Source organism: Sphingosinicella sp., from assembly GCF_013911755.1.
Classification (GTDB): Bacteria; Pseudomonadota; Alphaproteobacteria; order Sphingomonadales; family Sphingomonadaceae; genus Sphingosinicella.
Genome location: NZ_JACESP010000025.1, coordinates 1 through 22,784 on the forward strand (window position 1 = coordinate 1; position 22,784 = coordinate 22,784).

At 61.4% G+C, this 22,784-nt stretch carries 23 protein-coding genes; 12 read left to right on the plus strand and 11 right to left on the minus strand.

The window, feature by feature from the left end:
* The 3 genes from H2052_RS17870 to H2052_RS15070 form a co-directional block, all read left to right on the plus strand.
* A partial coding sequence (locus H2052_RS17870; RefSeq protein WP_366484583.1) for a DUF6771 family protein occupies window positions 1–121 on the plus strand: 121 nt, incomplete at its 5' end.
* A 16-nt stretch (window positions 122–137) separates the two neighbouring features.
* Window positions 138–509 carry a hypothetical protein gene (locus tag H2052_RS15065; RefSeq protein ID WP_293783364.1) on the plus strand — a complete coding sequence of 124 codons (372 nt, stop codon included), beginning with the start codon at window positions 138–140 and terminating at the stop codon, window positions 507–509.
* A gap of 467 nt (window positions 510–976) precedes the next feature.
* Entirely contained in the window at window positions 977–2,170 is a 1,194-nt protein-coding gene (locus tag H2052_RS15070; RefSeq protein ID WP_293783367.1) for an integrase arm-type DNA-binding domain-containing protein, read from the plus strand.
* 9 nt (window positions 2,171–2,179) lie between these two features.
* On the opposite strand, the gene H2052_RS15075 is transcribed toward H2052_RS15070, so the two are convergent.
* Together H2052_RS15075 and H2052_RS15080 are read right to left on the minus strand one after the other, a co-directional pair.
* Window positions 2,180–2,383, minus strand: coding sequence for a hypothetical protein (locus H2052_RS15075; protein ID WP_293783370.1), 204 nt, complete (start codon window positions 2,381–2,383; stop codon window positions 2,180–2,182).
* A 48-nt stretch (window positions 2,384–2,431) separates the two neighbouring features.
* Complete coding sequence (locus tag H2052_RS15080) at window positions 2,432–2,638, minus strand: AlpA family phage regulatory protein (RefSeq protein ID WP_293783373.1); 207 nt, start codon at window positions 2,636–2,638, stop codon at window positions 2,432–2,434.
* Window positions 2,639–3,001: 363 nt separating this feature from the next.
* On the opposite strand from H2052_RS15080, the gene H2052_RS15085 reads away from it, so the two are divergent.
* The 6 genes from H2052_RS15085 (at window position 3,002) to H2052_RS15110 (ending at window position 6,940) form a co-directional block, all read left to right on the plus strand.
* Window positions 3,002–3,433, plus strand: a complete 432-nt coding sequence (locus H2052_RS15085; RefSeq protein WP_293783376.1) for a MucR family transcriptional regulator — start codon at window positions 3,002–3,004, stop codon at window positions 3,431–3,433.
* Between the two features lie 304 nt (window positions 3,434–3,737).
* Window positions 3,738–4,139, plus strand: coding sequence for a sigma factor-like helix-turn-helix DNA-binding protein (locus H2052_RS15090; protein ID WP_293783378.1), 402 nt, complete (start codon window positions 3,738–3,740; stop codon window positions 4,137–4,139).
* 84 nt (window positions 4,140–4,223) lie between these two features.
* Complete coding sequence (locus H2052_RS15095; RefSeq protein ID WP_293783381.1) at window positions 4,224–5,147, plus strand: nucleotidyltransferase and HEPN domain-containing protein; 924 nt, start codon at window positions 4,224–4,226, stop codon at window positions 5,145–5,147.
* 322 nt (window positions 5,148–5,469) lie between these two features.
* Window positions 5,470–5,643 (plus strand): hypothetical protein, encoded by a 174-nt coding sequence (locus tag H2052_RS15100; RefSeq protein WP_293783384.1) that lies wholly within the window; start codon window positions 5,470–5,472, stop codon window positions 5,641–5,643.
* Between the two features lie 31 nt (window positions 5,644–5,674).
* On the plus strand, window positions 5,675–6,040 hold the full coding sequence (locus tag H2052_RS15105; RefSeq protein WP_293783387.1) for a lipoprotein: 366 nt from the start codon (window positions 5,675–5,677) through the stop codon (window positions 6,038–6,040).
* A gap of 63 nt (window positions 6,041–6,103) precedes the next feature.
* The gene (locus H2052_RS15110) at window positions 6,104–6,940 is read left to right on the plus strand and encodes a universal stress protein (RefSeq protein ID WP_293783390.1); all 837 of its coding nucleotides are present in this window, start codon (window positions 6,104–6,106) and stop codon (window positions 6,938–6,940) included.
* 267 nt (window positions 6,941–7,207) lie between these two features.
* On the opposite strand, the gene H2052_RS15115 is transcribed toward H2052_RS15110, so the two are convergent.
* The 6 genes from H2052_RS15115 to H2052_RS15140 form a co-directional block, all read right to left on the minus strand.
* Window positions 7,208–8,221 carry an amidohydrolase family protein gene (locus tag H2052_RS15115; protein ID WP_293783393.1) on the minus strand — a complete coding sequence of 338 codons (1,014 nt, stop codon included), beginning with the start codon at window positions 8,219–8,221 and terminating at the stop codon, window positions 7,208–7,210.
* Between the two features lie 36 nt (window positions 8,222–8,257).
* A complete protein-coding gene (locus tag H2052_RS15120; RefSeq protein WP_293783396.1) occupies window positions 8,258–10,750 on the minus strand; it encodes a TonB-dependent receptor in 2,493 nt (830 codons plus the stop codon).
* Between the two features lie 105 nt (window positions 10,751–10,855).
* Window positions 10,856–11,833: a FecR domain-containing protein gene (locus tag H2052_RS15125; protein ID WP_293783399.1), complete on the minus strand. Its 978-nt coding sequence runs from the start codon at window positions 11,831–11,833 to the stop codon at window positions 10,856–10,858.
* Window positions 11,793–12,434 carry a sigma-70 family RNA polymerase sigma factor gene (locus H2052_RS15130; protein WP_293783402.1) on the minus strand — a complete coding sequence of 214 codons (642 nt, stop codon included), beginning with the start codon at window positions 12,432–12,434 and terminating at the stop codon, window positions 11,793–11,795. Before H2052_RS15130 ends, H2052_RS15125 begins: the two co-directional genes overlap by 41 nt.
* Window positions 12,431–12,655, minus strand: coding sequence for a conjugal transfer protein TraD (locus tag H2052_RS15135; protein ID WP_293783405.1), 225 nt, complete (start codon window positions 12,653–12,655; stop codon window positions 12,431–12,433). Before H2052_RS15135 ends, H2052_RS15130 begins: the two co-directional genes overlap by 4 nt.
* Window positions 12,656–12,671: 16 nt before the next feature.
* Window positions 12,672–12,992, minus strand: a complete 321-nt coding sequence (locus H2052_RS15140) for a conjugal transfer protein TraD (protein ID WP_293783408.1) — start codon at window positions 12,990–12,992, stop codon at window positions 12,672–12,674.
* 174 nt (window positions 12,993–13,166) lie between these two features.
* On the opposite strand from H2052_RS15140, the gene traA reads away from it, so the two are divergent.
* Window positions 13,167–16,034: a Ti-type conjugative transfer relaxase TraA gene (gene traA, locus H2052_RS15145; protein ID WP_293783411.1), complete on the plus strand. Its 2,868-nt coding sequence runs from the start codon at window positions 13,167–13,169 to the stop codon at window positions 16,032–16,034.
* Window positions 16,035–16,056: 22 nt separating this feature from the next.
* Here traA and H2052_RS15150 read toward each other — a convergent pair whose 3' ends face one another.
* Together H2052_RS15150 and H2052_RS15155 are read right to left on the minus strand one after the other, a co-directional pair.
* Window positions 16,057–16,353 (minus strand): hypothetical protein, encoded by a 297-nt coding sequence (locus tag H2052_RS15150; protein ID WP_293783414.1) that lies wholly within the window; start codon window positions 16,351–16,353, stop codon window positions 16,057–16,059.
* Between the two features lie 221 nt (window positions 16,354–16,574).
* Window positions 16,575–17,531 (minus strand): hypothetical protein, encoded by a 957-nt coding sequence (locus H2052_RS15155; protein WP_293783417.1) that lies wholly within the window; start codon window positions 17,529–17,531, stop codon window positions 16,575–16,577.
* Between the two features lie 208 nt (window positions 17,532–17,739).
* On the opposite strand from H2052_RS15155, the gene H2052_RS15160 reads away from it, so the two are divergent.
* A complete protein-coding gene (locus tag H2052_RS15160) occupies window positions 17,740–21,021 on the plus strand; it encodes an amidohydrolase family protein (protein ID WP_293783420.1) in 3,282 nt (1,093 codons plus the stop codon).
* Window positions 21,022–21,080: 59 nt separating this feature from the next.
* On the plus strand, window positions 21,081–21,242 hold the full coding sequence (locus tag H2052_RS15165) for a hypothetical protein (RefSeq protein ID WP_293783423.1): 162 nt from the start codon (window positions 21,081–21,083) through the stop codon (window positions 21,240–21,242).
* On the opposite strand, the gene H2052_RS15170 is transcribed toward H2052_RS15165, so the two are convergent.
* Window positions 21,239–22,450 (minus strand): putative porin, encoded by a 1,212-nt coding sequence (locus tag H2052_RS15170; RefSeq protein ID WP_293783426.1) that lies wholly within the window; start codon window positions 22,448–22,450, stop codon window positions 21,239–21,241. The genes H2052_RS15165 and H2052_RS15170 overlap by 4 nt on opposite strands.
* Window positions 22,451–22,784: the final 334 nt, after the last annotated feature.

Genomic DNA, 22,784 nt, shown 5'->3' on the forward strand with positions numbered 1-22,784 from the left:
TCTCGCAACGCATAGCGAAGGTGCCCGGAAGGATGCCGCGAGGGCGCTAGCCGAAAACGTCGTGCGGCGGCTCGAAGGTGAGCCCGAAATCGACCGCAACCAACTTCGGCTCCCCATCTAGCTCACCCTCGGCGCCCATGCCGTTCACCCGCGAACAGATGATCTACAAGGCGGTCGTGGCGCTGGACGAGGCTATCGGCGAATACACCGCCGAGAAGCCCCGGCCGACGTTCGCGCTGCGGTTCTGCCTCGCGTACCTGTTCAGCCAAAGCGACGGCAACCGGCTGCCCTACGATGAGTTTTGGAAGTACCTCAGCTACGAGGGGCACAGCGGTTACGATGAGGACGCAGCGCGCTACGTGCAGGGCACGCGGCTGCGGGGGTGCAGGAACGCCATTATGAAAAGCGTGGGCATGGGCGGGACGCCTGAGGTGTTTGAAGCGGTCGCGAGGGGGCACCGAAGGAAGCGGGAGGCGACGTTGGCGCCAGAGGGTCAATTTCGCCCGTAAAACCCTGCCGAAATGAGGCAAGGACGCACGAAACGGCTCCTCAGGTAGTCCTACCTACCCCGAGGGCGCCCAGCGTGTTCTTGGCGCGTTTTGAGGTGGTTTCCGATGTGGCGCGGCCACCTGCTTTCCGGCCTTGAAACAGGGACTCAAACGAGGTACACATGAAAACACTTCAAGCGGCGTTTCGGTTATATTTTTCAGCTACTTAGGGGTAGGGTCGGCTAATCCTTTCCTGGGCACCATTTGTTCTCCTCATGACATTCCAGAAGCATGGACAAAACGGCAGAATTCTGCCATTTTAGCCTTGGTCCTGTCCTGTGGCGTCCGAGGGAATTTCACTCCATCCCAGACAAAAACGGGCCACCAAAAAGGGCATCGGTGGCCCGGAAAATGCGGTGGCCCGGGTGCTGATAATTGGTGATGGCCCAGCGATGGCCCGGACTGACCCTTTTTGAAGGAGATCAGTGGTGGCTCTTACGGATGTGGCAATTCGCGCGCTCAAAGCGAAGGAGCGAAGCTACAAATGCACAGATGGGCGCGGTCTTTACATCGAGGTGCGTCCCACGGGTGCGAAGCTGTGGCGGTACAAGTACCTTTACCACGGAAAGGAGAAACGGATTGCGCTTGGCGTCTATCCTGATGTGGGCCTCGCGGACGCTCGTCGTAAAAGCGACGAGGCTCGAGAAAGCCTCGCAAGCAACCGCGATCCGCTCGCCGAGCGAAAGCGCGAAAAACTGGCGGCCGCCTTTGCAGCCGCCAACTCATTCGGCGACATCGCGAAGGAGTATATCGACAAAATGGTTGCCGAGGGGCGGGCCGATACAACCATCACCAAAGCCAATTGGCTGCTCGAACAGCTGAAACCCATCGCCGGTTTTCCCGTAAGTGATCTCAAGCCGCTTGATGTTCTCTCCGCATTGAAGCGCCTTGAAGCGCGCGGAAAGCATGAAACCGCTCGTCGTTGTCGCTCGTTCGCCAGTCGCGTTTTCCGATATGCCGTTGCGACGGGCCGGGGAGAGGCCGATCCCACGTCGCTTCTTCGCGGGGCTTTGATCGCTCCGAAGACAAAACATCACAGCGCGCTGCTTGAGCCGGAAGCCGTCGGTGAGTTGCTGCGTGCCATCGATGCGTATTCTGGAAATCTGATCACGCGCCTCGCTATGCAGATCGCGCCCCACGTGATGGCGCGTCCTGGGGAGCTGAGAAAGGCATTGTGGTCAGAAATCGATCTGGAATCCGCCGTCTGGAAAATTCCGGCCGAACGCATGAAAATGCGCCGTCCCCATACCGTCCCGCTGTCCCGGCAGGTGCTTGGATACCTGAATGAGCTTTATGCGGTCACTGGCCCCGACGGCTTCGTCTTTCCGGCTTTTCACACGTCCCGTAGACCCCAGAGCGAAAATACCATCAATCAGGCGTTCCGCCGCATGGGCTATGCGGTGGGAGAAATTACGGCCCATGGACTCCGGACAACGGCTTCAACGCTTCTCAACGAGAGTGGAAAGTGGAGTCCGGACGCAATTGAGCGCTCCCTTGCTCACGCTGACAAGGATGCGGTCCGAGGAATCTATAACCGGGGCCGGTACTGGGGCGAGCGGGTGGAGATGCACCAGTGGTGGAGCGATTATCTCGACGACCTACGCGCGGGAAAAATCCGCTGAGCTTGCACGTCAGTCTGATTTCGGCGTGACCCAGACCTCGACGGGGGCGATGAACTTGCCCGGCGCAGGCTTGCCGACATGCACGCGATCTGCGGTGACGCGCTCCCCGGTCTCCAGGTGGAACGTCGCCCACGGCTTGGGCATCCGGCCGAAGGTCATCTTCTGAATGGGCTGGCCGGTGGCCGTGTTCATGATCGTTGCGATGATTGCCATGCCGCGCCGATAGCGGGCGCGCCCTCATCTTGTCCAGCGAAGGCCTGCCTACTCCGCAGGCAGGTCGTCGACATGGAAGAACATCGGGTTCTTCATCCATGCGCTGACGGCGGACTCGCGCCAGCCAGTACAGCGCGTGGCGATCCGGACCTGCCTTGGGAACGTGCCGCTTTGCATCTTCCGGTAGAGCGTCGAGCGGCTGAGCCCTGTACGGTCGAGAACCGCGTTGAGGCGAAGAATACGGTCGTGGGACATGGCTGGTCCTTCCTTAAGCGGTTGTCAGCTGCCCCCTTGCGAAGATCAGGAAGTCCAGAATTGGCGCACGCGTCAAGAGTGCCAAAACAGTGCCAAACGGACGAATAGTACGTTCTGGAAGCATACGGACGCACGTGAACGCATATTGACGCTTATTGACGCAAAGATATTTTTGATAGGCGCCGAGAATTACCGTCTCAGAAGGTTCCGTAGGGCGGAATCTACGCGAATCACTTAACGTCAAAAGTACAGCGGGGTGGAACAAGACGTCGTTTCAGCAATTTCGCGTTCATGTGCGTTGGTGTAGGGGAGCGCGCAAGTCCGGCAATGCAGCGGGACGCAAAACCAAGGGGGTCTTACTTCATGACTGAACAGAACACGCAACAGGATCTCCTGGCGCTCACCGCCGACATCGTTTCATCGCATGTCGCGAACAACACGGTGGCAGTCTCCGACCTGCCGACGCTCATCCAGAATGTCTATGCCGCGCTCGCGAACGTGGGCGGTGCCGCTGAGCCGGAAAAGCCCAAACAGGAGCCTGCGGTGTCTGTCCGTTCGTCGGTGAAGCCCGACTTCATCGTCTGCCTTGAAGACGGCAAGAAGCTCAAGATGCTTAAGCGTCACCTGATGGTCCACTTCAACCTGACTCCCGACGAATACCGCGCGAAGTGGGGGCTTCCCGCCGACTATCCCATGGTCGCCCCGAACTACGCGCTGCAGCGCCAGGAACTGGCGAAGAAGATCGGTCTCGGCACCAAGCGCACCGGATCAGGCCGGGGCAAGAAGAAGGCCTGAGGCTACGGCTCCCACGCCGCCGCGTGCGGCGCGGGGCTTCCTGATTATGTGACGCCATGCGTCGAAGCGGATAGCCACCCCGCCCTCACGGGCGGGGTGATGTCGTTTGGGCCGTCCTGAGGATCGGGAGCGGGCGTCACGGGTTTTGGGCGGGCCGCGCCGGCCTGCAACCTGCCTGCGGCAGGTCTTCCACATCCGTTCCAGCCCTTCGGGTGCAGGCCGCCTCATGCGGGCCGCCTGATCCCGTTCCTGCCGCCCGCCCCCGCCCTCCAGCCGGGGCCGCGGCTTTGGCAGGAGAAAGATTGTGAACGGCAAATCTGTATCGGAACCCGGCGTGCCCCTTGAGCGGGATCGTCACGCTGTCATGCGGGCGTGGCTGCGGAAGCTCCCCGAGCGAACGCTGATGGTGTTCATCGCGCATAGGGTCGAGGGCAAGTCCTATGCCGAGTTCGCCATTGATATGGGGATCGGTGAATGGCGCGTGCGCTGGCATATGCGCCGGGCCATCCGGCACATCATGAAGATCGGCAGGCCCTACCGGGAGGCGTTCGAAGCGCTTGACCCCATAACGCAGCAGGTCATGGAGCTCGCCTGGGATGGCCTCCTCAATGACCGCATCGCGCTGCGGCTGGGCCTCTCAGTGCGCGAGGTGGAAACCCGCATGGCGGCGGCACTGGTCGCGCTGCACAGGGCCGCAACCCCCTGATCAGGGGGTTGCGGTGCCCGTACCTGCAGCAACAGCCTGTTCTTGCAGTGCAAAGTTGTGCCTGAGTTGCTAGGAAGGTCTCCTATGCGCACGAGCCTCGATCATCTTCCCTTGCCCAAGCAGCGCGAGCTTGAGCGCGTCCTCGAGATCCTGTTCGAGGAGTTCAACGACACCCTCGCGCTCGCCCAGCACCAGTGGAAGAAGAAAGGGCGCATCACCAAGGTCATTCTTTACGGCAGCTATGCGCGCGGCGGCTGGGTCGACGAACCGCACACCGCCAAGGGCTACAAGTCCGACTTCGACCTCCTCGTCATCGTCAACGACAAGCGGCTCACCGACTATGTGAAATACTGGGCGAAGGCCGAGGAGCGTTTTCACCGCGAGTACGGCATCACGAAGAGCATCAAGACCCCAGTGAACTTCATCGTGCACACGCTGCAGGAGGTGAACGACGGCCTCGCGCATGGTCGCTATTTCTTCATGGACGTCGCCAAGGACGGCATCGCGCTCTACCAGAGCGACGACACCGTGCTGCATACGCCGAAGCCCAAGACGCCGAAGGACGCGCTCAAGATGGCGCGGGAATACTTCGATGAGTGGTTTGGTAGCTCCTTAGGTTTCTACGAACAGGCTACCTACGCCCTTGGAAAAGGGCGCAATAAGATTGCCGCGTTCGAAATGCACCAAGCCACCGAACGCCTGTACCACTGCGTGCTTCTGGTCTGCACGTTCTATACCCCACACGTTCACAACCTTGGTTTCCTGCGGTCGCAGGCCAACCTCATCGACCGGCGCTTGATGTATGTCTGGCCCGAGGACAACCGCAAGCAGCGCGCGATGTTCGAGAAGCTGAAGCAGGCCTATGTTAAAGCCCGCTACTCCAAGCACTACCGCATCAGCGAGGAAGAGCTCACGTGGCTCGGTGAGCAGGTCGAGGAGCTCGGCCGTGTCGTCCATGCCGTGTGCAGCGCGCGCATCGCCGAGCTCGAAGCGGCGGCGAAGGGCTGATTTGGACCAGTCGCTAATAGTTCGCTCCCGAAGTGAGCCATCGAATAGCTGACTATCCGCTGCTCACGTCGAACGGGATCGCTTGCCGCATCGGGCGAGGGCATTGGAATACCATGCATAGCTCGATCGCACCGGATGCCTCCCAGCCATTGACAGGGGCCTCTACGCTTCCCATTGTTACATCGCGGGCCGGGCCCCTCTGGCGAGACAAGTCTCGTGATGTCGGACCGCATCGGATGATCCGATGCTCGAGGCCCTGCGCAACGCGCTCCCGAAGCACGGATCCTCCGGTGACCAACGGTCCACAAGAGGAGACATACGAATGCACCTGCGCTTGTACCGCCTGATCGAAATGCATCAGCGAATCGACGAGCTACTTCGCTTCGCACAGCAACGCGTCGACAGCCACGAGGTTGCCCGGCTGTACAGCCTGAAACTGAAGGCAAGGCAACTGATCCACCGTGTCACCATGCGTGCCGCGATCTCGTGCGCATAAGCAGGCCTAGCCGGACAAAGGACTTACCAACATGATGAAGAAGACCATTCTCCCCGCCATTGCGGCGCTAGCGCTCGCCGCGTGCAGCAATGCCAGCGAACAGGCTGCAGAGCGAAGCGCTGAAGCCACGACCGCAGTCAATACAACCGCCGTCGCGGAAGCCGTTGTTTCCGCGGTGGACCTTGAAGCGGCCAAAAACATGGCAGAAGGGGCCACAAGGAATGCACTACGCGAAGCGCTGCACGCCAGCGAGATTGCAGCTGCCACAGCGATTGTCGATGAGGAGGCGCTCATCGATGGCCTTGGCAAAGCCATCGACACCCAAGCCATCGAGCAAACGGTGGAGGGAGCTGTCGATGGCATGCGGAACAAGCTCATTTCCGAACCCGCGGAATAAGACGAAGTAAAACGCTGCAGCCCTGCGCCGCCTATGCCTGCAGACGAAAGCGAGAGGACAACGATGACCATCAAGACGGTGCTACTGCACGCCGCTTCCGAAACTCTGGACCCGGACCGCAGCGCCGGTGCCTACGCGCTCGGTCTAGCCGGAGCCTTTGAAGCGCATCTCGAGGCCCTGGTCCTCGAGCTCGACGTAATAACGCCCAAGGGTGCCTACGGCCACCATATTGCCGCCGAAGAACGCTCCCGGATCCGGAGCCGCAACGAGGAGGTGGGCGTGGCCGCCGAAGCCTTGCGAATGGCGGCGCAGAAACAGGGCGTCAAAGCATGCGTCATTACCGATCGATCGCACGTCCATAGCACTCCGGAGATTGCGACCGATCACGCGCGCCTCGCCGACATCGCGGTCGCCGGGGTCTGCGATGAGGGACTGCTCAGCGAGCGCATGGTGGCGGAGGCGTTGATCTTCCAGTCGGGCAGACCGGTGATCATCATTCCGGTCAAAAACGAGACCGGCTTCCGCGCCGAGCGCATCGTTATAGCCTGGGATTTCAGCAAGGTCGCCGCCCGCGCGCTATCAGATGCGCTGCCGCTTCTTCGGCGCGCTTCCGAGGTGACCCTCGTCTCCTTCGGCGACGACAAGGATTTCGCCTCGAGCCTGTCGCCAGAAGACGTGATCTCCGCGCTTCGCCGCCGGGACGTAGAGGCGACTTTTCGGAAGATGGAACGGGGTAATCGCGACATTGGCGAAGCGATTAATGCTGTTTCCGCCGAAAGTCGGGCTGATCTTCTGGTGATGGGCGGGTTCGGTCATTCCAGGTTCCGCGACTTCGTGCTCGGCGGCGCGACCCGGACCATTCTGACAGAGCCCCGATTGCCTACGCTGATCTCTCACTAATTCGGTCCTGCCGTTAAACCAAAGAGAGGATGCCTTAGGTGGCGGTGAATCCCGGCTCGCTCGGCGTTCCGGCAAGCGCAGGGCGGCGGTTCAATTTTCGTCCTCGGAGCGCGGAAGCGGAACCGGGCAACCAGCGAACGGATTGCCGCGCTCGAAGCCGCGGCGAAGGTGTGATTTTCGCGAAGGCTGCAATGCCGTGAATGAATTATTCTAAAATAGCGTATTGATATTTCAGAACCATACTACACTGTTCGCGAACCTGCGGACTCACTTAAATGGTGCAACATTTAAGAACACTAGGTTCCATTCCGCACTTGAAAGGGGCAATGCCCCTTTAATCTCGGTAAAATATGACTTCGGAGGCCCCATACCGGGCCAGTCAGAACCCGCCACGAAACGATCGAGACCGATACGCCGCATCGTTGCCACGAGAGCGTCAGGCGTACCTTCGGTGTCAGGCTTGGAAACCAGAAGCGCAAGATCGAACACGAGGTTTCGCGTGCCCGGCATTCTGGCTTCGATCGCCTCTCGATAGGCATCAAGCGTGTCTACCAACCTTTGATCAATGTAGCCGCTCCCTCCGCAGTGCACGACCTGCACCGGCTCATCTCCGGCGTGCGACAGAACATTGCGAATAAATAATTGCGTATCCTGGCGACTGTATGTTTCGGGGCTACTAACATGAATGACAAGTGCCAGATTTCCCTCACGTGCGCGATCGATAATCGTTGCAAGGGCTTTCGTGTGCGCCTCGGAATTCTGGTCATATCCGCTGTTCGCAAGGTGCAGCTTCACCCCCGAAACACCTTCCCGTCCCCTCCAGTATTCCAATTCCGAAAGCGCATCGGAATGCATCGGATTGACACTGATGAAGGCCTTGAGACGTCCATGCGATTTCAGTGCCATATCGACGACGTACCGATTTTCGGCGCGTGTCAGTTCTGCGATGTCCGAGCCCTGTTCACCAATCAGTGGAGACGCCAACATATAGGCGGCCGACAACAGGATTCCGCCCTTGATGCCACCTTCGTCCAAAATCCGCAGTGTATCAACGCCCGAGCGTTCGTTCACAATTTCCGGTGCGATATCCTTGAACATCTCCGGGCTCGCGGCCATCACGCGTTTCAATAGCGCGCTGATCGCCGGTCCTTGCGGGTGTAGATGGTGGTCCACGACCGGCACAACAGCCTCCTCAGCGGCGATCGCCGTAGCAGAACCAAAAATAATAACGAGAACGGCGGCGCTCGCCAACCATGTGACCAGCTTATGACGAGTTTTCATTTCGCGTCTCCGTTGCTTCGCGAATTCGAAACAACTTCAGAAGTTCTTGGCGAGCGTCAGTCCGAAGGTTCGCGGCTGCAGGATCGCCGCTTGTTCAACAGTACCCATTGTCGTTGAATTCGTATAGGCACGCTTATTGGTCAAGTTACGAAGGAAAAGACCCAATTCTACGTCCCGACTTTCCAGGCGGGCATAAAAATCGAACGTGTCATAAGCAGGAAGTACGAAGCGCGCGGTCGATGCGGTCGGCTGGAATCCGCTTAAGCGACGATCGACATGACGAAAGCCCCCGCCGAACGAAAACATCCAACGGTCATCAATCGGCATCTCATAGTCGAACGCCAGATAGCTTGCCCAGTCTGGGGTATCCGGAAGCGGATCGCCCGCAGCCGAATAGCTTGGCGAAGGCGTACCCTTGCGCACATAGGCATCCGTGTAGGCAACGTTTCCGATCAGGCTCAGCCCCGTCATGGGCCTCAATACCACCGATGCTTCAAAGCCCTGACTGCGCGCTTCGTTTGCATTGTAATAATAATTGATACCTGTAACCGGATCGGTGCCGCGTGTCTGGATATCGGTCCAATCAATCAGAAACCCGGCGAGATCGAGCGAGATCAGGCGTTCCGCGAGATCGGCTTTAAAACCGGCCTCGTAGCTCAGCACTTTGTCTGTGCCGTACGAGACCAACGTCCCGGTCTGACCGGCATTAGGACCACCCGGGCGAAACCCGCTCGCGACACGTCCGTAGACCATTAGATCGTCGGTCACACGGTAGCGAGGGTTTATGAGAAACGTTGCCTGACTCTCGGAGGAGGACGCTTTTGTTACACTATCACCGCCCGCAAGCAGGCCGGAAACAGCTGATCTGGAAGATTGCTTGTTGTGGCTGTACCGAAGGCCGGCCGTTACATCGAAGCGGGAGGTAAAGTTCAGCGTTAAATTGCCGAAACCGGCAATCTCCTCATACTTTGATGGCGCAAGAACGGTAAGAAGGTCAGGTAGCGGAACGCTGAGCTCACCGCCGGTTGCGCCCTCGAGCGTGTTCACGGTTTGAAACGTGTCAGATTTCTCATGCGTGTAGAAAACACCGATCTGCCACCCGAGAAATCCCTGCGACAAGGAGGTTGCGCGAAACTCTTGAGTGAACTTTTCCGTATCCAGATCCGTGACCAATCCTGCGCCTGCACCTGGAACGCCCGATATGGCTTCGATCGCTGAACCGAGGATTTCAGAATAGTCGACTAAACTTGAGAAGCGCCGCTCGCTGTAATTGGTATTAGACAGAATCTCGAAAGCATCGAAATCCAACTTCACGGCTGCGTTGTAAAATTCGAGCGTGAATCTCGACGTGTCGGTTCCTGGGATCCGCGCGGTGTTGAGATCCGTATAACGTGGTGTCCCTGTAACAGCGTCGAGATCGATTGTGGCACTACCATCGCCGCGAATATGCTGGCGCATGGCGGAAAGGTCGATCGAGACCATCTCGGCGGGTTTCAACGCGAGGGCAATGCGGCCGCCATCATAGCGCGTCTCGTTCCGGTCACGGTTCCGACGGATGGGATCATCGATGAAACCGGGGTCGAGGCGAAACAGACCGCTTGCCGATACTGCCGCATAGTCGGACAGCGGGACGTTGAGACGCCCGCGTACGGCTAGTCCCGCGTCACCATCTTCAACCGCCGATCCCGTCAGCTCGACTCGGCCGGACAGCGTATTGAAATTGGGCGCGCGCGTGACGTAGCGAATCAAGCCGCCAAGACTGCTGGCTCCGTAAAGTGTGCCTTGCGGCCCCCGAAGCACTTCGATGCGCTCAAGATCACCAGGATCGAGATCCGGGATGGACGTACCGAGGCCGTAGAAGGTACTCGAATTGAAGGGGGCATCATCAATGTAAACCGCAACCGTAGGGTTGCCGCTTGTGCCCGTGGTGAGACCACGAATGCTGACGCTCGACTGTGCGCCACCGGCAGCGGAATTAGTGACCGAGAGACCGGGTACACGATCGGCATACTCCTCAAGCCTGACAGCGCCCCGCTTGGAAAGCGTCTCCGCGCTTAGCGCCGAGATTGCGATCGCCGTATCCCGCAAACGTTCGTTACGCTTGGTCGCCGTTATAATGATGTCGCCGTTCTCCGCTGTACTGACACCTTCAATGGCAGCGGTTTCGACCTCTGTGGCTGCTGGAAGCGCAGGGTTGTTTCGGCGTTCTCCCGCCTTCGGCCGATAACCTAGAACGATAAGGGCCTTATCATCGGAAACGATGGTAAGACCGGTTCCATCGATCAGCATTCGCAGCGCGGCACGCGTATCGAAGCTGCCTTTTATCGCACGGGTTTTTACGCCGCGCAGCTTTCCCGTCGGAGCCGATATCTGGATTCCAGCCTGCCGCGCGAATTCGGGTATCGCTTTTCGCGCATCCTGCGCCGCCACGTCGAAAGCTCGCTGCTGAGCCCTTACGGGTGTTGAAACGGCAATGCTGATCACTGCAGCGCCCACGGCAGCTGCACTTTTCCAATACCCAACCGTCATCTTGTTCCCCCTCTTCGCCTCTCGGAATCTTGGGCGTTCGGACAAAGACGCACGGCAAAGACATTTCCCCCAATACGCAGACACTTTTTTTGGAAGGTGCGTTGGCTATCGGGACAGTCGAACCTCACCGGGACCGACCGTCGCTTGGAGACCGAGGCTGGCAGCAGCTGCGCGGGCGAAGCTCACGGGATCGTTCATTGAGAAAAGGCCACTAATCTCCTCTCGGGCCACGTCCGGGTCGTCAATTATGATCCGCGTATCGCTGTAGCGCGCGAATGTCTGTGCCGCCTGCGCCAACGTATCGCCCTCGAAAGCGATACGTCCCGCGCTCCAGGCGAGCTCTCGTGAGATATCACCCGGAGAAATGGATGAGGGCGCTATCGTCTTTATAGCCGTTGCAGACATGCGCGTGTTGGCGGCCATGCGAACCGGACGGGCTGAATCACGTGCGGACACATCCACGATTCCCTCGCGCACCATCACCTCCACTGGCGCCGATTCCAGGCGTTTTACCGTGAAGCTGGTGCCGACAGCCGTTACAAACGCCTCGCCCGCATGGACGACGAACGGCCGGGCCTTGTCCTTCGCGACATCGAAGAGTGCCTCGCCCTCGTCAAGTGTGACACGCCTTCGCTCCTCGTTGAAGGCAACACGGATTCTCGAGCTTGTATTCAAGGTGATGACCGAGCCATCCTCCAGCGTGACAATGCGCGTTTCGCCGATGCGCGTCTCATAAAGCTCGGGCTGCCGTAACGTCAGCCCGACCACCCCAATGCCGCTCGCCGCGATCGCCACAAGGCCGACCCAGACCGCGCGGCGGCTGATGCGACGCGGCCCGGCGTCCGCCTTCGGCAGAAAGTGCTTTGGATCGTAGTTAGCACCGAGTGCTTTTGCCCGTTCCGTATGCAAGGAGATCGCGCGCATGCGCATGAACGCACCGCGCCTGCGGTCGTCGGCGGACAACCACATCTCCAGCCGCTTGTCGTCTTCGGGAGACAGCGGGCCACGATCGATGCGCGCCGCCCATTCGGCCGCAACCGCGTCAATCTCCTGACTTGTCACCCTTGGCATGTGCCCGTTCAACCTCTCTCGTCTCCTCTCTAGACGCATCACGCCCCTGTCTTCCGCAACGTCCGAAAACGCGCGCCAGGCGCCGGAAGCCGTTGGCCATCTGTTTTTCCACCGTGCTTTCGGTGACGCCCAGGCGCTCCGCGACTTGTCGCTGGGAAAGGCCTTCGATGCGCCGCAACACGAAAACCTCACGCATACGGGAGGGCAATGTCGCGATTGCTGCACCCAGCCGATGCAACTCGTCGCGATCCCCAGCGACCGTTTCGGGATCCGGCTCCTCGTCAACGAAGATGTCTGTGTCCATTTGCGCGAATGACTGCATGGGGACCACGCGGGCACGCCGCAAATGTGTCATCATCACCGAGTGCGCCGTTCGGACAATATAGCTCCGATGGTCGACAATACCGTCTACCGAACCGACCGTACTCAGTCGCGCATAGGTTTCCTGCACGACATCGTCTATCTCCAGCCCGTCCACGCGCCGCCGCAACAGCCATGCACGCAAGGCAGGTTCGTGCGGAAGCACATATTTTGCCAGCCAGTGCGCGCGTGCGTCGGAAGAATGCATTGCCAACAAGAATACCAAACAGATTTTCGCCGCAAGAAGAATCAATTTTCAAGCGTGCCAACTTCTGCCGATGCGAACGCTCGTTTCCCCTTGCGTCGCCACAGCGCAATGACCTCATCCCGCCGCTCGCCAGCCGCCTGCTGCACGAGCCCGAGCAGCGCCCCGTAGATCGCCGCCCGGTCGTCATCGACGAGCACATCGAGCCTGGCCTTGACGATGAGCCCGCCGAGTTCGATGAGCCGGCGCGTCCGCTCGCGGCGCTTCACGACCCAGTCCTGCGTATCAGCCCGCGCCCGCCGCACCTGCAGCCGATTGCAGAGAGCCCGGAGCCTTCCCTCGGCGCGGAGTGTCCTTCGCAGCGCCGTCAGCGTGCTTTCCGTGCAGAAAGAACGCGGCGCCCGCGGTGCGCCACTCCTCCTTCTGCACCATGTCGGTGGTCGCTGCGGCTTTGACCAGCACGCCCGCAAGCACATCGACCCCGAGGCTGTCTGCGCCGGTCGCCGTGACGAGCTGCCCAAGCTCGCGAAGCTTCCGATCCTGAAGCGCCTTCGCCTTGTCGGCGAGCAGCTTCATCTCGGCATCATAATCACGGGGCCTGCGCATGGGGTTCGCTCCTTCGGTTCTCGCGGAATGTGCCGACGCTACGAGTCGTTCTGGCGCACGGTAAAGAGGCCGAACCTCAGTGAGACCGCCCGGTCCCTCGCGAGATTCGATCTTGTGAGGGCGCGCTTATACGTCGTGCCGACGTGGCTTTGGGGGTGTAAATGGCTAGCCCTCATGGCGATCTACCACTTCAGCGCGAAGATCATCGGCCGGAGTACCGGCGCGAGCGCGCTCGCGTCTGCCGCGTACCGCTCCGCCGCACGGCTCCACGATCAACGCCTCGATCGGCACCACGACTTTACGAACAAGGCGGGCGTCATCCATTCCGAAGTCATGCTACCGGAGAATGCGCCTGCGCATCTTCGCGACCGCGAAGTGCTCTGGAACAGCGTCGAGGCGGCAGAGGTGCGCAAGGACGCACAGCTCGCCCGCGAGGTCGAGTTCGCACTGCCACGGGAACTGGACCAGGCCGACGCGATTGAAGTGGCGCGCGACTTCGTGCGAACCGAGTTCGTCGATCGCGGCATGTGCGCGGATCTCAACGTCCACTGGGACATCGGCGCCGACGGCATGGCGAAGCCCCACGCCCATGTCATGCTCACCATGCGCGAAGTGGACGCGGACGGCTTCGGCGCGAAGATGCGCGACTGGAACAGCACGCAGTTCCTTGAACACTGGCGCGAGGCCTGGGCGGTACACCTCAACCGCGCGCTCGCCGAGCACGACATCGACGTCACCGTCGACCACCGCAGCCTCGAGGCGCAGGGCATCGATCTTGAGCCCCAGAACAAGATCGGCCCGGCTGCCGCGCGCATGGCCGATGTGGGGCTTACGGCCGAGCGTCTCGACGAGCACCGCGCCATCGCGCGCGCCAACGGCGAGCGTATCCTCAAGCAGCCCGACGTGGCGCTCGATGCGCTGACGCACCAACAGTCAACGTTCACGCACCGCGAGCTTGCGATGTTCGTGCACCGGCACAGCGACGGCAAGGAGCAGTTCGACCGCGTGCTTGCTGCGGTCGAAGCCTCGCCGGAGCTGATCGCGCTTGGCAAGGACGGGCGCGAGCATGAACGCTTTACTAGCCGTACGATGCTGGAGACCGAGCAGAGGCTCGAACAGGCCACGGAGCGCCTGCAGCGGAAGGACAAACACGCCGTCCGCGACCTGTTCCGCGACCATGCCGTCGCGCGCGCCGAGCGGCACGGCCTCGTGCTCTCGACCGAGCAACGCGCCGCGCTCGACCATGTGACCGAACCCAGGGGCCTCGGCATCATTGTCGGCTATGCCGGAACGGGGAAGTCCGCACTGCTCGGCGTGGCACGTGAAGCCTGGGAGGATGCGGGCTACCGCGTACGCGGCCTCGCGCTCTCCGGCATCGCCGCCGAGAACCTCGAAGCGGGATCGCGCATCGCGTCGCGAACGATCGCAGCTCAGGAGCACGCCTGGGCGGGCGGCACCGATCGTCTGACGCCGCGCGACGTGCTCGTCATCGACGAGGCCGGGATGATCGGAACGCGGCAGATGGAGCGTGTGCTGTCACATGCCAGTGAGGTCGGCGCGAAGGTCGTTCTGGTCGGCGATCCCGAGCAGTTGCAGGCGATCGAGGCGGGCGCGGCGTTCCGCAGCATCCATGAGCGCCATGGCGGGATCGAGGTCACCGAGATCCGCCGTCAGCACGACGCCTGGCAGCGCGACGCCGTGCGCCAGCTCGCGACGGGCAGAACCGCAGAAGCGATCCACGCACTCAAGGAGCATGACCGCATCCATGCCGCACCAACCGAAGCCGACGCGAAGAAACAGCTCATCGATCGCTGGGACAAGGACCGGAAGGCGCAGCCGCAGAAAAGCCGGCTGATCCTCGCGCACACGCGCGCCGACGTTACATCGCTCAATGCACTCGCACGCCAGCGCCTGCGGCTTGGCAAACAGCTTGGTGATGACGTCCGTGTCGAGACCACCAAGGAGCCAAAGCCGTTCGCGCGCGGTGACCGGGTGATGTTCCTGCGGAACGAGAAGAGCATGGGGGTGAAGAACGGCTCGCTCGGCAGGGTCGAGAGCGTGAGTCCGGCACGCATGGCGGTGATGCTCGACGATGGTAGAGCCATAAGCTTCGACACGAAGCTCTATACCGACATCGACCATGGCTATGCCGCCACGATCCACAAGGGGCAGGGGGTGACAGTCGACCGGTCCTATGTCCTCGCAACGCAGGGCATGGACCGGCACGGCGCCTATGTCGCGCTCTCACGTCACAGGGAGCGCGTGGACCTCTACTACGGCAAGGAGACGGTCAAGAACGAGCAGCAGCTGATCCGCACGCTGGCACGCGATCGCGGTAAGGACATGGTCGGTGACTATGGGCCGTTCGCCGACAAGGCCGAAGCGTTCGCCGCGCGGCGCGGCATCACGCTTAGGGAGCGGGTCAAGGAAATCGCGGTCAAGGTCCGCGACATGTTCGAGGGGCTGCAACTGAAAAGCGCCCCGATCCAGGCGCCGAAGCCCCAGCTCGAGCCGGCGGTCGAGCAGTATGCGCGCACGGTGCAGAAGGTCCGCGAGATGGGACTTGCGCGCGTGCCGATGAGCGATGGCCTTCGCGCCATGCACGAACGCGACGAGGCCGCGCTCGATGCGATCCGGCCCGGCGCGGCGCGTGACCTTCGGAATGCATGGCGCGCGGACCTGAAGCTGCTCGACACGATGGCACGCGGCGACGTGCGGCAGGCGCGCGCCGTGCTCGACGAGGCCGAGCGTTATCGCAGCGACCCCACCTACCGTGCCGACCGGTTCGTCGCGGAATGGACAAGGCTCCGCAAGCAGCAGGAGCATGCCAGGTTCTGGGGTGAGGAGCACAAGCTCCCGAAGATCAACGCCGGCATGGCGGGCCTCGCGAAGAGTCTCGAACGCGATGCGCAGATGGAATCGCTCCTTCGTCCACGCGCTCGCGAGCTCGGGCTCGGCATCGGGATGGAACCGGCGCGCGGCCTGTCCCGGGAGCTCTCAGACTGGTTCGACCTCTCGCGCGGGCGGGGACTCAGCCGTTAGGCTCATGCTCATGGCAACCGACTCATCCCCGGCAGACGCGTTCGAGGCCCTCCGGCGCGAGGTGGCGCTGCTGCGCCGCGCGCTCGAAGGGCTTGCCGCCGAGCAGAAGGCGCAGCCCGATTACAGCGGCGCGCTCGCCGGCATCGGGGCGCGGATCAGGGAGCAGAACGGGGCACTCAGCGCCATGGCCGAGGCGCCGGCGTTTCAGCTGACGCCCGAGATGATGGCACAGCAGATCCTGCGCGCAAGCGAGCAGGTGCGGGCGCAGGACGCTCGGCTGCTCGGTCATGCGCAGCAGGGAATGACGAACGCGGCGCACCGGATGGAGGCAGTAGTGGAGAAGGTGAAAACTGCGCAGGAACAACGGCGGGCGCGGATTTTGGCGGCGGTCGTTGGAGCCCTGTTCGGCGTCATTATGGCTTCTATTGCGTGGATAATAATCGGATGGCGGCCAGGATCGAGAGAATCCGAAACACCAGTTTCAACCGAGGTCTTGTACCAGCCTGCAGAGGTTTTCACTTGCGCGCCGACTTCAGCTTTTTATTCGGTGCAGGTCCGGGGCCCTATACACTTTTCCTTGATTGGGGAGCCCGGCAAGGGGAGGTATTCTCCATCGATCAGCGGATCGCCTGAAAAGGTACCTTCCAATGTCACACCGGTCGAACTCGTATCGACCGCGTTGGCGTAAAGTGCGAGATTCCGTCCGATGATGCGGCTGCCGCCTGTCGCATTGAGTGCTATGGGGCCACTTCGCAGGATGAGCGAGTCAGAGACGTAGAGTGTGGCCTTGTCTTCGGCGTAGAGGCCATCGTCGGCACTCCGGTCGACCGCAATGCGCGTGAGATGGGCTACACTGTCGTCGTACACAGCAACCGCCGAGGAGTCGTTGCCACGGAATACACCCCGGTCCAGACGTAGATAGGCTCCTTCATACAGCCATGTCGCGACATGGCCGTCGAGGACCTGAAGATTCCGTACGTCCAGAATTGTGTCGCCGCGGCCAGTCAGACCCATTTTCTGATAGCGGCTGATGGATACGTTTCGTAATCGCACACGGCTATCGACTGCAAAAATACCGTGACCTTCATAAATGTCGTCTTCCTCGACATCGAAACGAAATCCGGTGATGACAAGGCCTTTGATCGTCACGTCGGCGTTGCGAAGACCGATCGCTGTTGTCGGCAGTCCGGTGCTACCGTCAAGGATAGCTCCCTCTTCACCCTGGATTGTCAGACGCTTCCCATCGATGGCGGCAAACGCGCGCACGATGATTTCCTTGTAAGGAAGGTCGCGATACGCGCGAGGCGTGTATACGCCCGCGCGCACGAGAACGGTGTCACCGTCCGCGGCCTTGTCGATGGCAGCTTGAATTGCTCCGTCGCCCGTGAAAGTGCAGCTCTTTGCCGTTGCATTTGCGGGGCAAGCAACAATTGTTGCAGCCAACGCGGGCCACGCTGCTCCAACAAGCAAAACCATGAACGCGAGCGTGACTTTCATTCTTAATACATCCCATTGTTCCGCTCTATTGTGACGAATCCATTATCGCAGTTGAGGTGCGAACAGCTGTATAATCGGTGCTCCCCGATCACCGTTGATGCTGGAGTGGTGCGTGCATCGCACCGTGCGGAGCTCGGAATTGGGCTTGCCCACGGAACGTGGCAACGGTCAAACTGACGGAATCGGCTGTATTGCGTGGATGAAGAGCATGAACAGATTCGTTGGAGCTTTGCTGGCCGTTGTGCTCGGTCTCGCACCGCAGGCCGGGGCGCAACCGCAGCGCTGGAACGTCGAGGAAACCGGCCAGCCGTACCGCGACGTGACGGTCTCGACGACCGAAGGCACGTGGATGAGCCTCGATGTCAGCCCCGACGGCAGGACCATCGCATTCGACATGCTTGGCGACATTTATGTGATCCCGGCGGCGGGAGGTGATGCACAGGCGCTCCACGCCGGCCCGGCGATGCAGCGCTCGCCCCGGTTCAGCCCGGACGGCACAAAGCTGCTCTATATCAGTGATGCGGACGGCGGCGACAATCTCTGGATTTCGAACGCGGACGGAAGCGCGCCCCGGCGTGTAACCGCGCAGACGGTCGAGAACGTGAACGGTCCGGCGTGGGGTGCGGACGGAAGTTTCGTTGCGGCTGCGAAGATGTATGCGGACGATCACCGCCTGCACGGTTCCGAGCTTCGCCTGTGGGATCTTGGCGGCGGGTCGGGGCGCCTGCTCGTGCCCGCGCCGCAGAACACCGAAAACGTCCATGAGGCGAGCTTCTCTCCTGATAGGCGCTATCTCTACTACACGGAGAAAGTCTCACCGCCGACCGTGTCGCGCGTCTATATCGATGCCAATCACAGCAATTACGCGATCATGCGCCGCGAACTGGAAACGGGTGCCACGGAGGAGCTGATTCGCGGCTTTGGAGGCGCGACGACGGCGGAACTGTCGCGCAACGGCAAACGGTTGGCGTTCGTCCGCAGGGTCGCGGACAAGACCGTGCTTTTCGCCTACGATGTGGAAACGCGCGAACAGCGACCCGTCTTCGACCGGCTCGACCGCGACGCCCAGGCCGATTTCATCGGTCAGGGCAATTACTACCCGCGTTACGGCTGGTTCCCGGACAACAGACATGTGGCGATCTGGGCGGGCGGCAAGCTGTGGAAGGTGGACATGGATGGAGGCCTCGCTTCCGAAATTCCTTTTCGTGTCGTCCAGAATCACCGCGTTGTGGAACCTGTGCGCTTCACACATGACCTGGCACCGGAAGAATTCACGGTGCGGGCGATCCGACAGCTTGCCGTATCGCGGGACGGCGCACTCTACTTCAACGCGCTCGGCCGTCTCTGGCGCAAGCAGGGAAATTCGGCGCCGCAGCGGCTCAGCCACGGTACGGCTCTGGAGTTCGAGCCGACCGTCTCGCCCGACGGGCGGCGTATCGCCTACGTGGAATGGGCGGACGAAACGGGCGGCGTCCTGAAACTCGCCGATGCCGATGGTAAAGCGGCCCGAACGCTGCTCGCATCCGGCGGCGTGCTGCGATCCCCCGCTTTTTCGCCCGATGGACGAAAGCTCGTCTACAAGATCGATTATGGTGATCGCTGCCTCGGCGGGCACCAATCGAAGCCCGGCCTCTACTGGATGAACCTGACGGACGGGCAGAGCCACTACATCGGCCCGCCCGGCAACGATCCGATGTTCGCGCCGGACGGCACGCGCGTTTACTACACGGTGGTTGCCTATGACGGTGAAAACACCGCCACAGCACTTGAAAGTGTAAACCTCGCCGGAGCGGACAAGCGCGTTCATGCGAAGACGCGCGATGCCGACACTTCGGAAATCCGCATCAGCCCGGATCTCAAATGGATCGCATTTCGCGATCACCAGCAATACTGGATCACGGCTTACCGCGAGACGGGCATTCCCCTTGCGCTCTCGGCGGCGAGCCAAGAAACGCTCGCGAAGCGCCTCTCGGCGATCGGAGGCTATGCGCTGACCTGGGCGGGCGATTCCTCCCGAATCGTTTGGGCGATCGGCGAACGGATCGCTGCGGCATCGCCATCGGATGCGTTTTCCGCGGGCTGGACTCCGCTGCGTTCGGGAAGCCCGGTCGGACTCGTCGCGAAGTCCGACAGGCCTGCGGGCGAAATCGCGTTCGTGGGCGGGCGCATCATCACCATGAAGGGCGAGGAGGTCATCGAGAACGGCACCGTTCTCGTACGCGGCAACCGGATTGCCGCCGTCGGTGCCGCTGCGGATGTGGCAGTACCGGCGTCTGCGAAGCTCATCAACATCGCGGGCAAGACCGTGATGCCGGGCCTTGTCGACATGCATGGGCATATCGACAATTGCTATTACACGTCTTCGGGGCTGATGCCGCAGAAGCAGTCCGCGCGCTATGCCGATCTCGCTTACGGCGTCACGACGAATTACGACCCTTACAGTTCGGAGCTCCCGACCTATTCGATGAGCGAAATGACGCGCACGGGTGATATGGTGGGCCCGCGTGCGATCGATTCCGGCCTCGTCGCGTTCGGGCGTTCAGGTAAAGGCGACAACGCTTACATACCAATCACCGCATACGAGGATGCAGCCACGCTGATGGCTCGCAAGTCTGCACTCGGCGGGCAGATCGTGAAGAGCTACCGACAGCCGATGCGCAGCCAGCGCCAGATGCTGGTGAAAGCCGGCCGCGACGCAGGCGTGATGGTCGACGTCGAAGGCGAGAGTAGTTTCTACAACAACATCACGATGCTGACGGACGGTAACACCAACCTTCAGCATAACATGCCGATCCCGAACTATTACGACGATGTGGTGCAGCTGATGGCGGGCGCCCGCGCCTCCCATACGCCAACGCTCGTTCTGCTGTTCGGCGAGCTTGCCGGAGAGAATTACTGGTATCAGCATAGCGATGTCTGGAAGGAGCCGAAGGCGCAGGCCTTCGTGCAGGTCACGACCAGCGGCTACAGCCCGCTTGGCGCCCCCTACGGTGCGCCTCCCTATGTGCGCGGCATGACGACGATTCACGCGGCGGAAGAGCTGTGGGACATTGGCTTCCGGTCGGTCGCCCGCTCGATGAAGCGCCTCGATGATGCCGGTGTGCGCGTAAATGTCGGCTCGCACGGACAGTTCTCGGGCCTCGCACAGCATTGGGAGATGTGGCTTCTGGCGCAGGGCGGCATGAGCAACCATCGGGTTCTTCGCGCCGCGACAATGAACGGCGCCGAGACGCTCGGGATCGACGGGCAGATCGGTTCGCTGGAACCCGGAAAGCTCGCCGACCTCATCGTCCTCGACGAGAACCCACTCTCCGATATCAGGAATACCAATAGCGTACGTTACACGATGGTGAACGGCCGCCTCTACGATTCCTACGCAATGGATGAGATCGGCAACCGGCCGCGTCCGCGCGGCAAGTTTTTCTGGGAAGTCGGCGCGGCGCGCGGCGGCAATATCATCGACTGGAAAAGCGCGTGGGCACATCAATAGCCATCGTCGTTGAAGAACGAGTACCGTATCTGCCTGAATAGACTGGTGGAGCGGCGCTGGTGCGCGGCGGGCGCCTTGACGAAGCGGGGCCGGGCCACGGCTTCGGGCTTGCCATCGTCAGCGACCTGGTGCGCGCGACGGACGGTACGCTTGCGCTTGGCACCGGCCCGCTCGGCGGTCTTGAAGTCCGCCTCGCATGGCCGGTGGCGCGCGCCTCCTAGAAGTTGACCAGGAAATTCAGACGCAGGCGGTTCTGCCAGTCGACGGGGCCGATGACGCCGTCCTTCTGCCGGTAGCGGTAGTAGGTGGCGTTGAGCACGAGGTTGTGCTGTGGCACGAAATCGATCGCGAGCGTGTGCTGCATGTAGTTCGTGCCGATGTTTGTGTTGTCCTGGCTGAACGCCGCGAGCACGGCGTCGGTCTCCGCCTCGGCATAGCCGTAGGTGAAGCGCCAGTCGCCGGGCTTGCTGGCGCGGCCGACGAGAAGGTCGACGCCGAAACCGGTGTCGGCATCGGTCGCCGCGCCATAGTTGTGAACATAGTCGCCGACGACACGCACCGGCCATTTTTCGCCGAGGCCGTTCCACGTGAGTGCGGCGATGACGTCGAGCAAGTTGAAGTCCGATAGGTAGCGCCCGCCTGCGAAGAGGTTTGAGCGGAAGTCGCCTGCGTCACCGCCCGCGACGCTGCGGAGGGCGTAGTCATAGTATCCGACCGCGAGTTCGGCCTGAATGGGCGCCGGGGGCGTCTGCACCGAGAGCTGGCCGCCGATCATGCGGCTGTCCGGCCCGGCGACGGATTCGTCGACGAGGAAGTAGAGCCCTGTCGCCTTCACCTTCACGCCGCCGAGATCGGCGGTGTACGCGGCGGACGCGCCCTGGGGGGAGACGTCGCCGTCCCACACGAGTTCGGTGCGCATGAACGGCTGCGGGATCTTGCCGAGGTGAACCTGGAGATCGCCGGGGGTGAGGCGGATATAGGCCTGATCGAGGCTGACCTGCAGATCATCGTCGAAGTTCGACAGCGTCATGTCGGTGGAGTTGGGATCGTCCGGGTCGCCCGTGGCGAGCTGGCCGCCGACGGTGAGCCAGTCGTTCACCGCGTATGCGGCGCGCAGCCGCGCACGGAAGACGCCGCGATCCCGGTTTCGCGCGCCTGCGACGCCGAAATTGGATTCGTAGCGCACGCGCATGTCGCCCGAGAGGCTGAGGCGCGAGGGTTCGCTGCCGACGGGCGCTGCGGTCGTGACGATGGCGTTCGGTGCCGGGGCGGGCGCGGCTGCGACGGCGACCGGAGTTTCGCGCTGCTTCGCGAGTGCGCCTTCAAGCTCTGCGATGCGCGCCTGCGCGCGGGCCTGATCGGCGCGGAGCGCTTCGACCGCGGCTTTCAGCTCGGCGATGTCATCGGCAGGTGCGGCTGCCGCCGACACCGACGCTAATGCACTGCCCAATAGCAATGACGCGCCTACAAAACGGGAAGTTAAGGGGGTTCCTACTTTGAAAATCATTAGGCGTTCTTCTTTCTACCGATTTGATATTCGATTTGCCCACGCGCGATAGCCAACAGTTCGGTGATACTGGGTTTCAGCAAACCGTCAGCTATCGCGCGTTTACTCCTAATCTCTTGCTCTCAAGTTTTAGCCCTCCAGCACTGGAGTTTAGGCTATCAGCATAACGGCTTGAACCGTAGGCTTGGTGCATTTTCGCGCAATGCGTTGATGAAAGGCTGGCGACAGGTTCCGCAAACTACACGTCTCTGCTCGT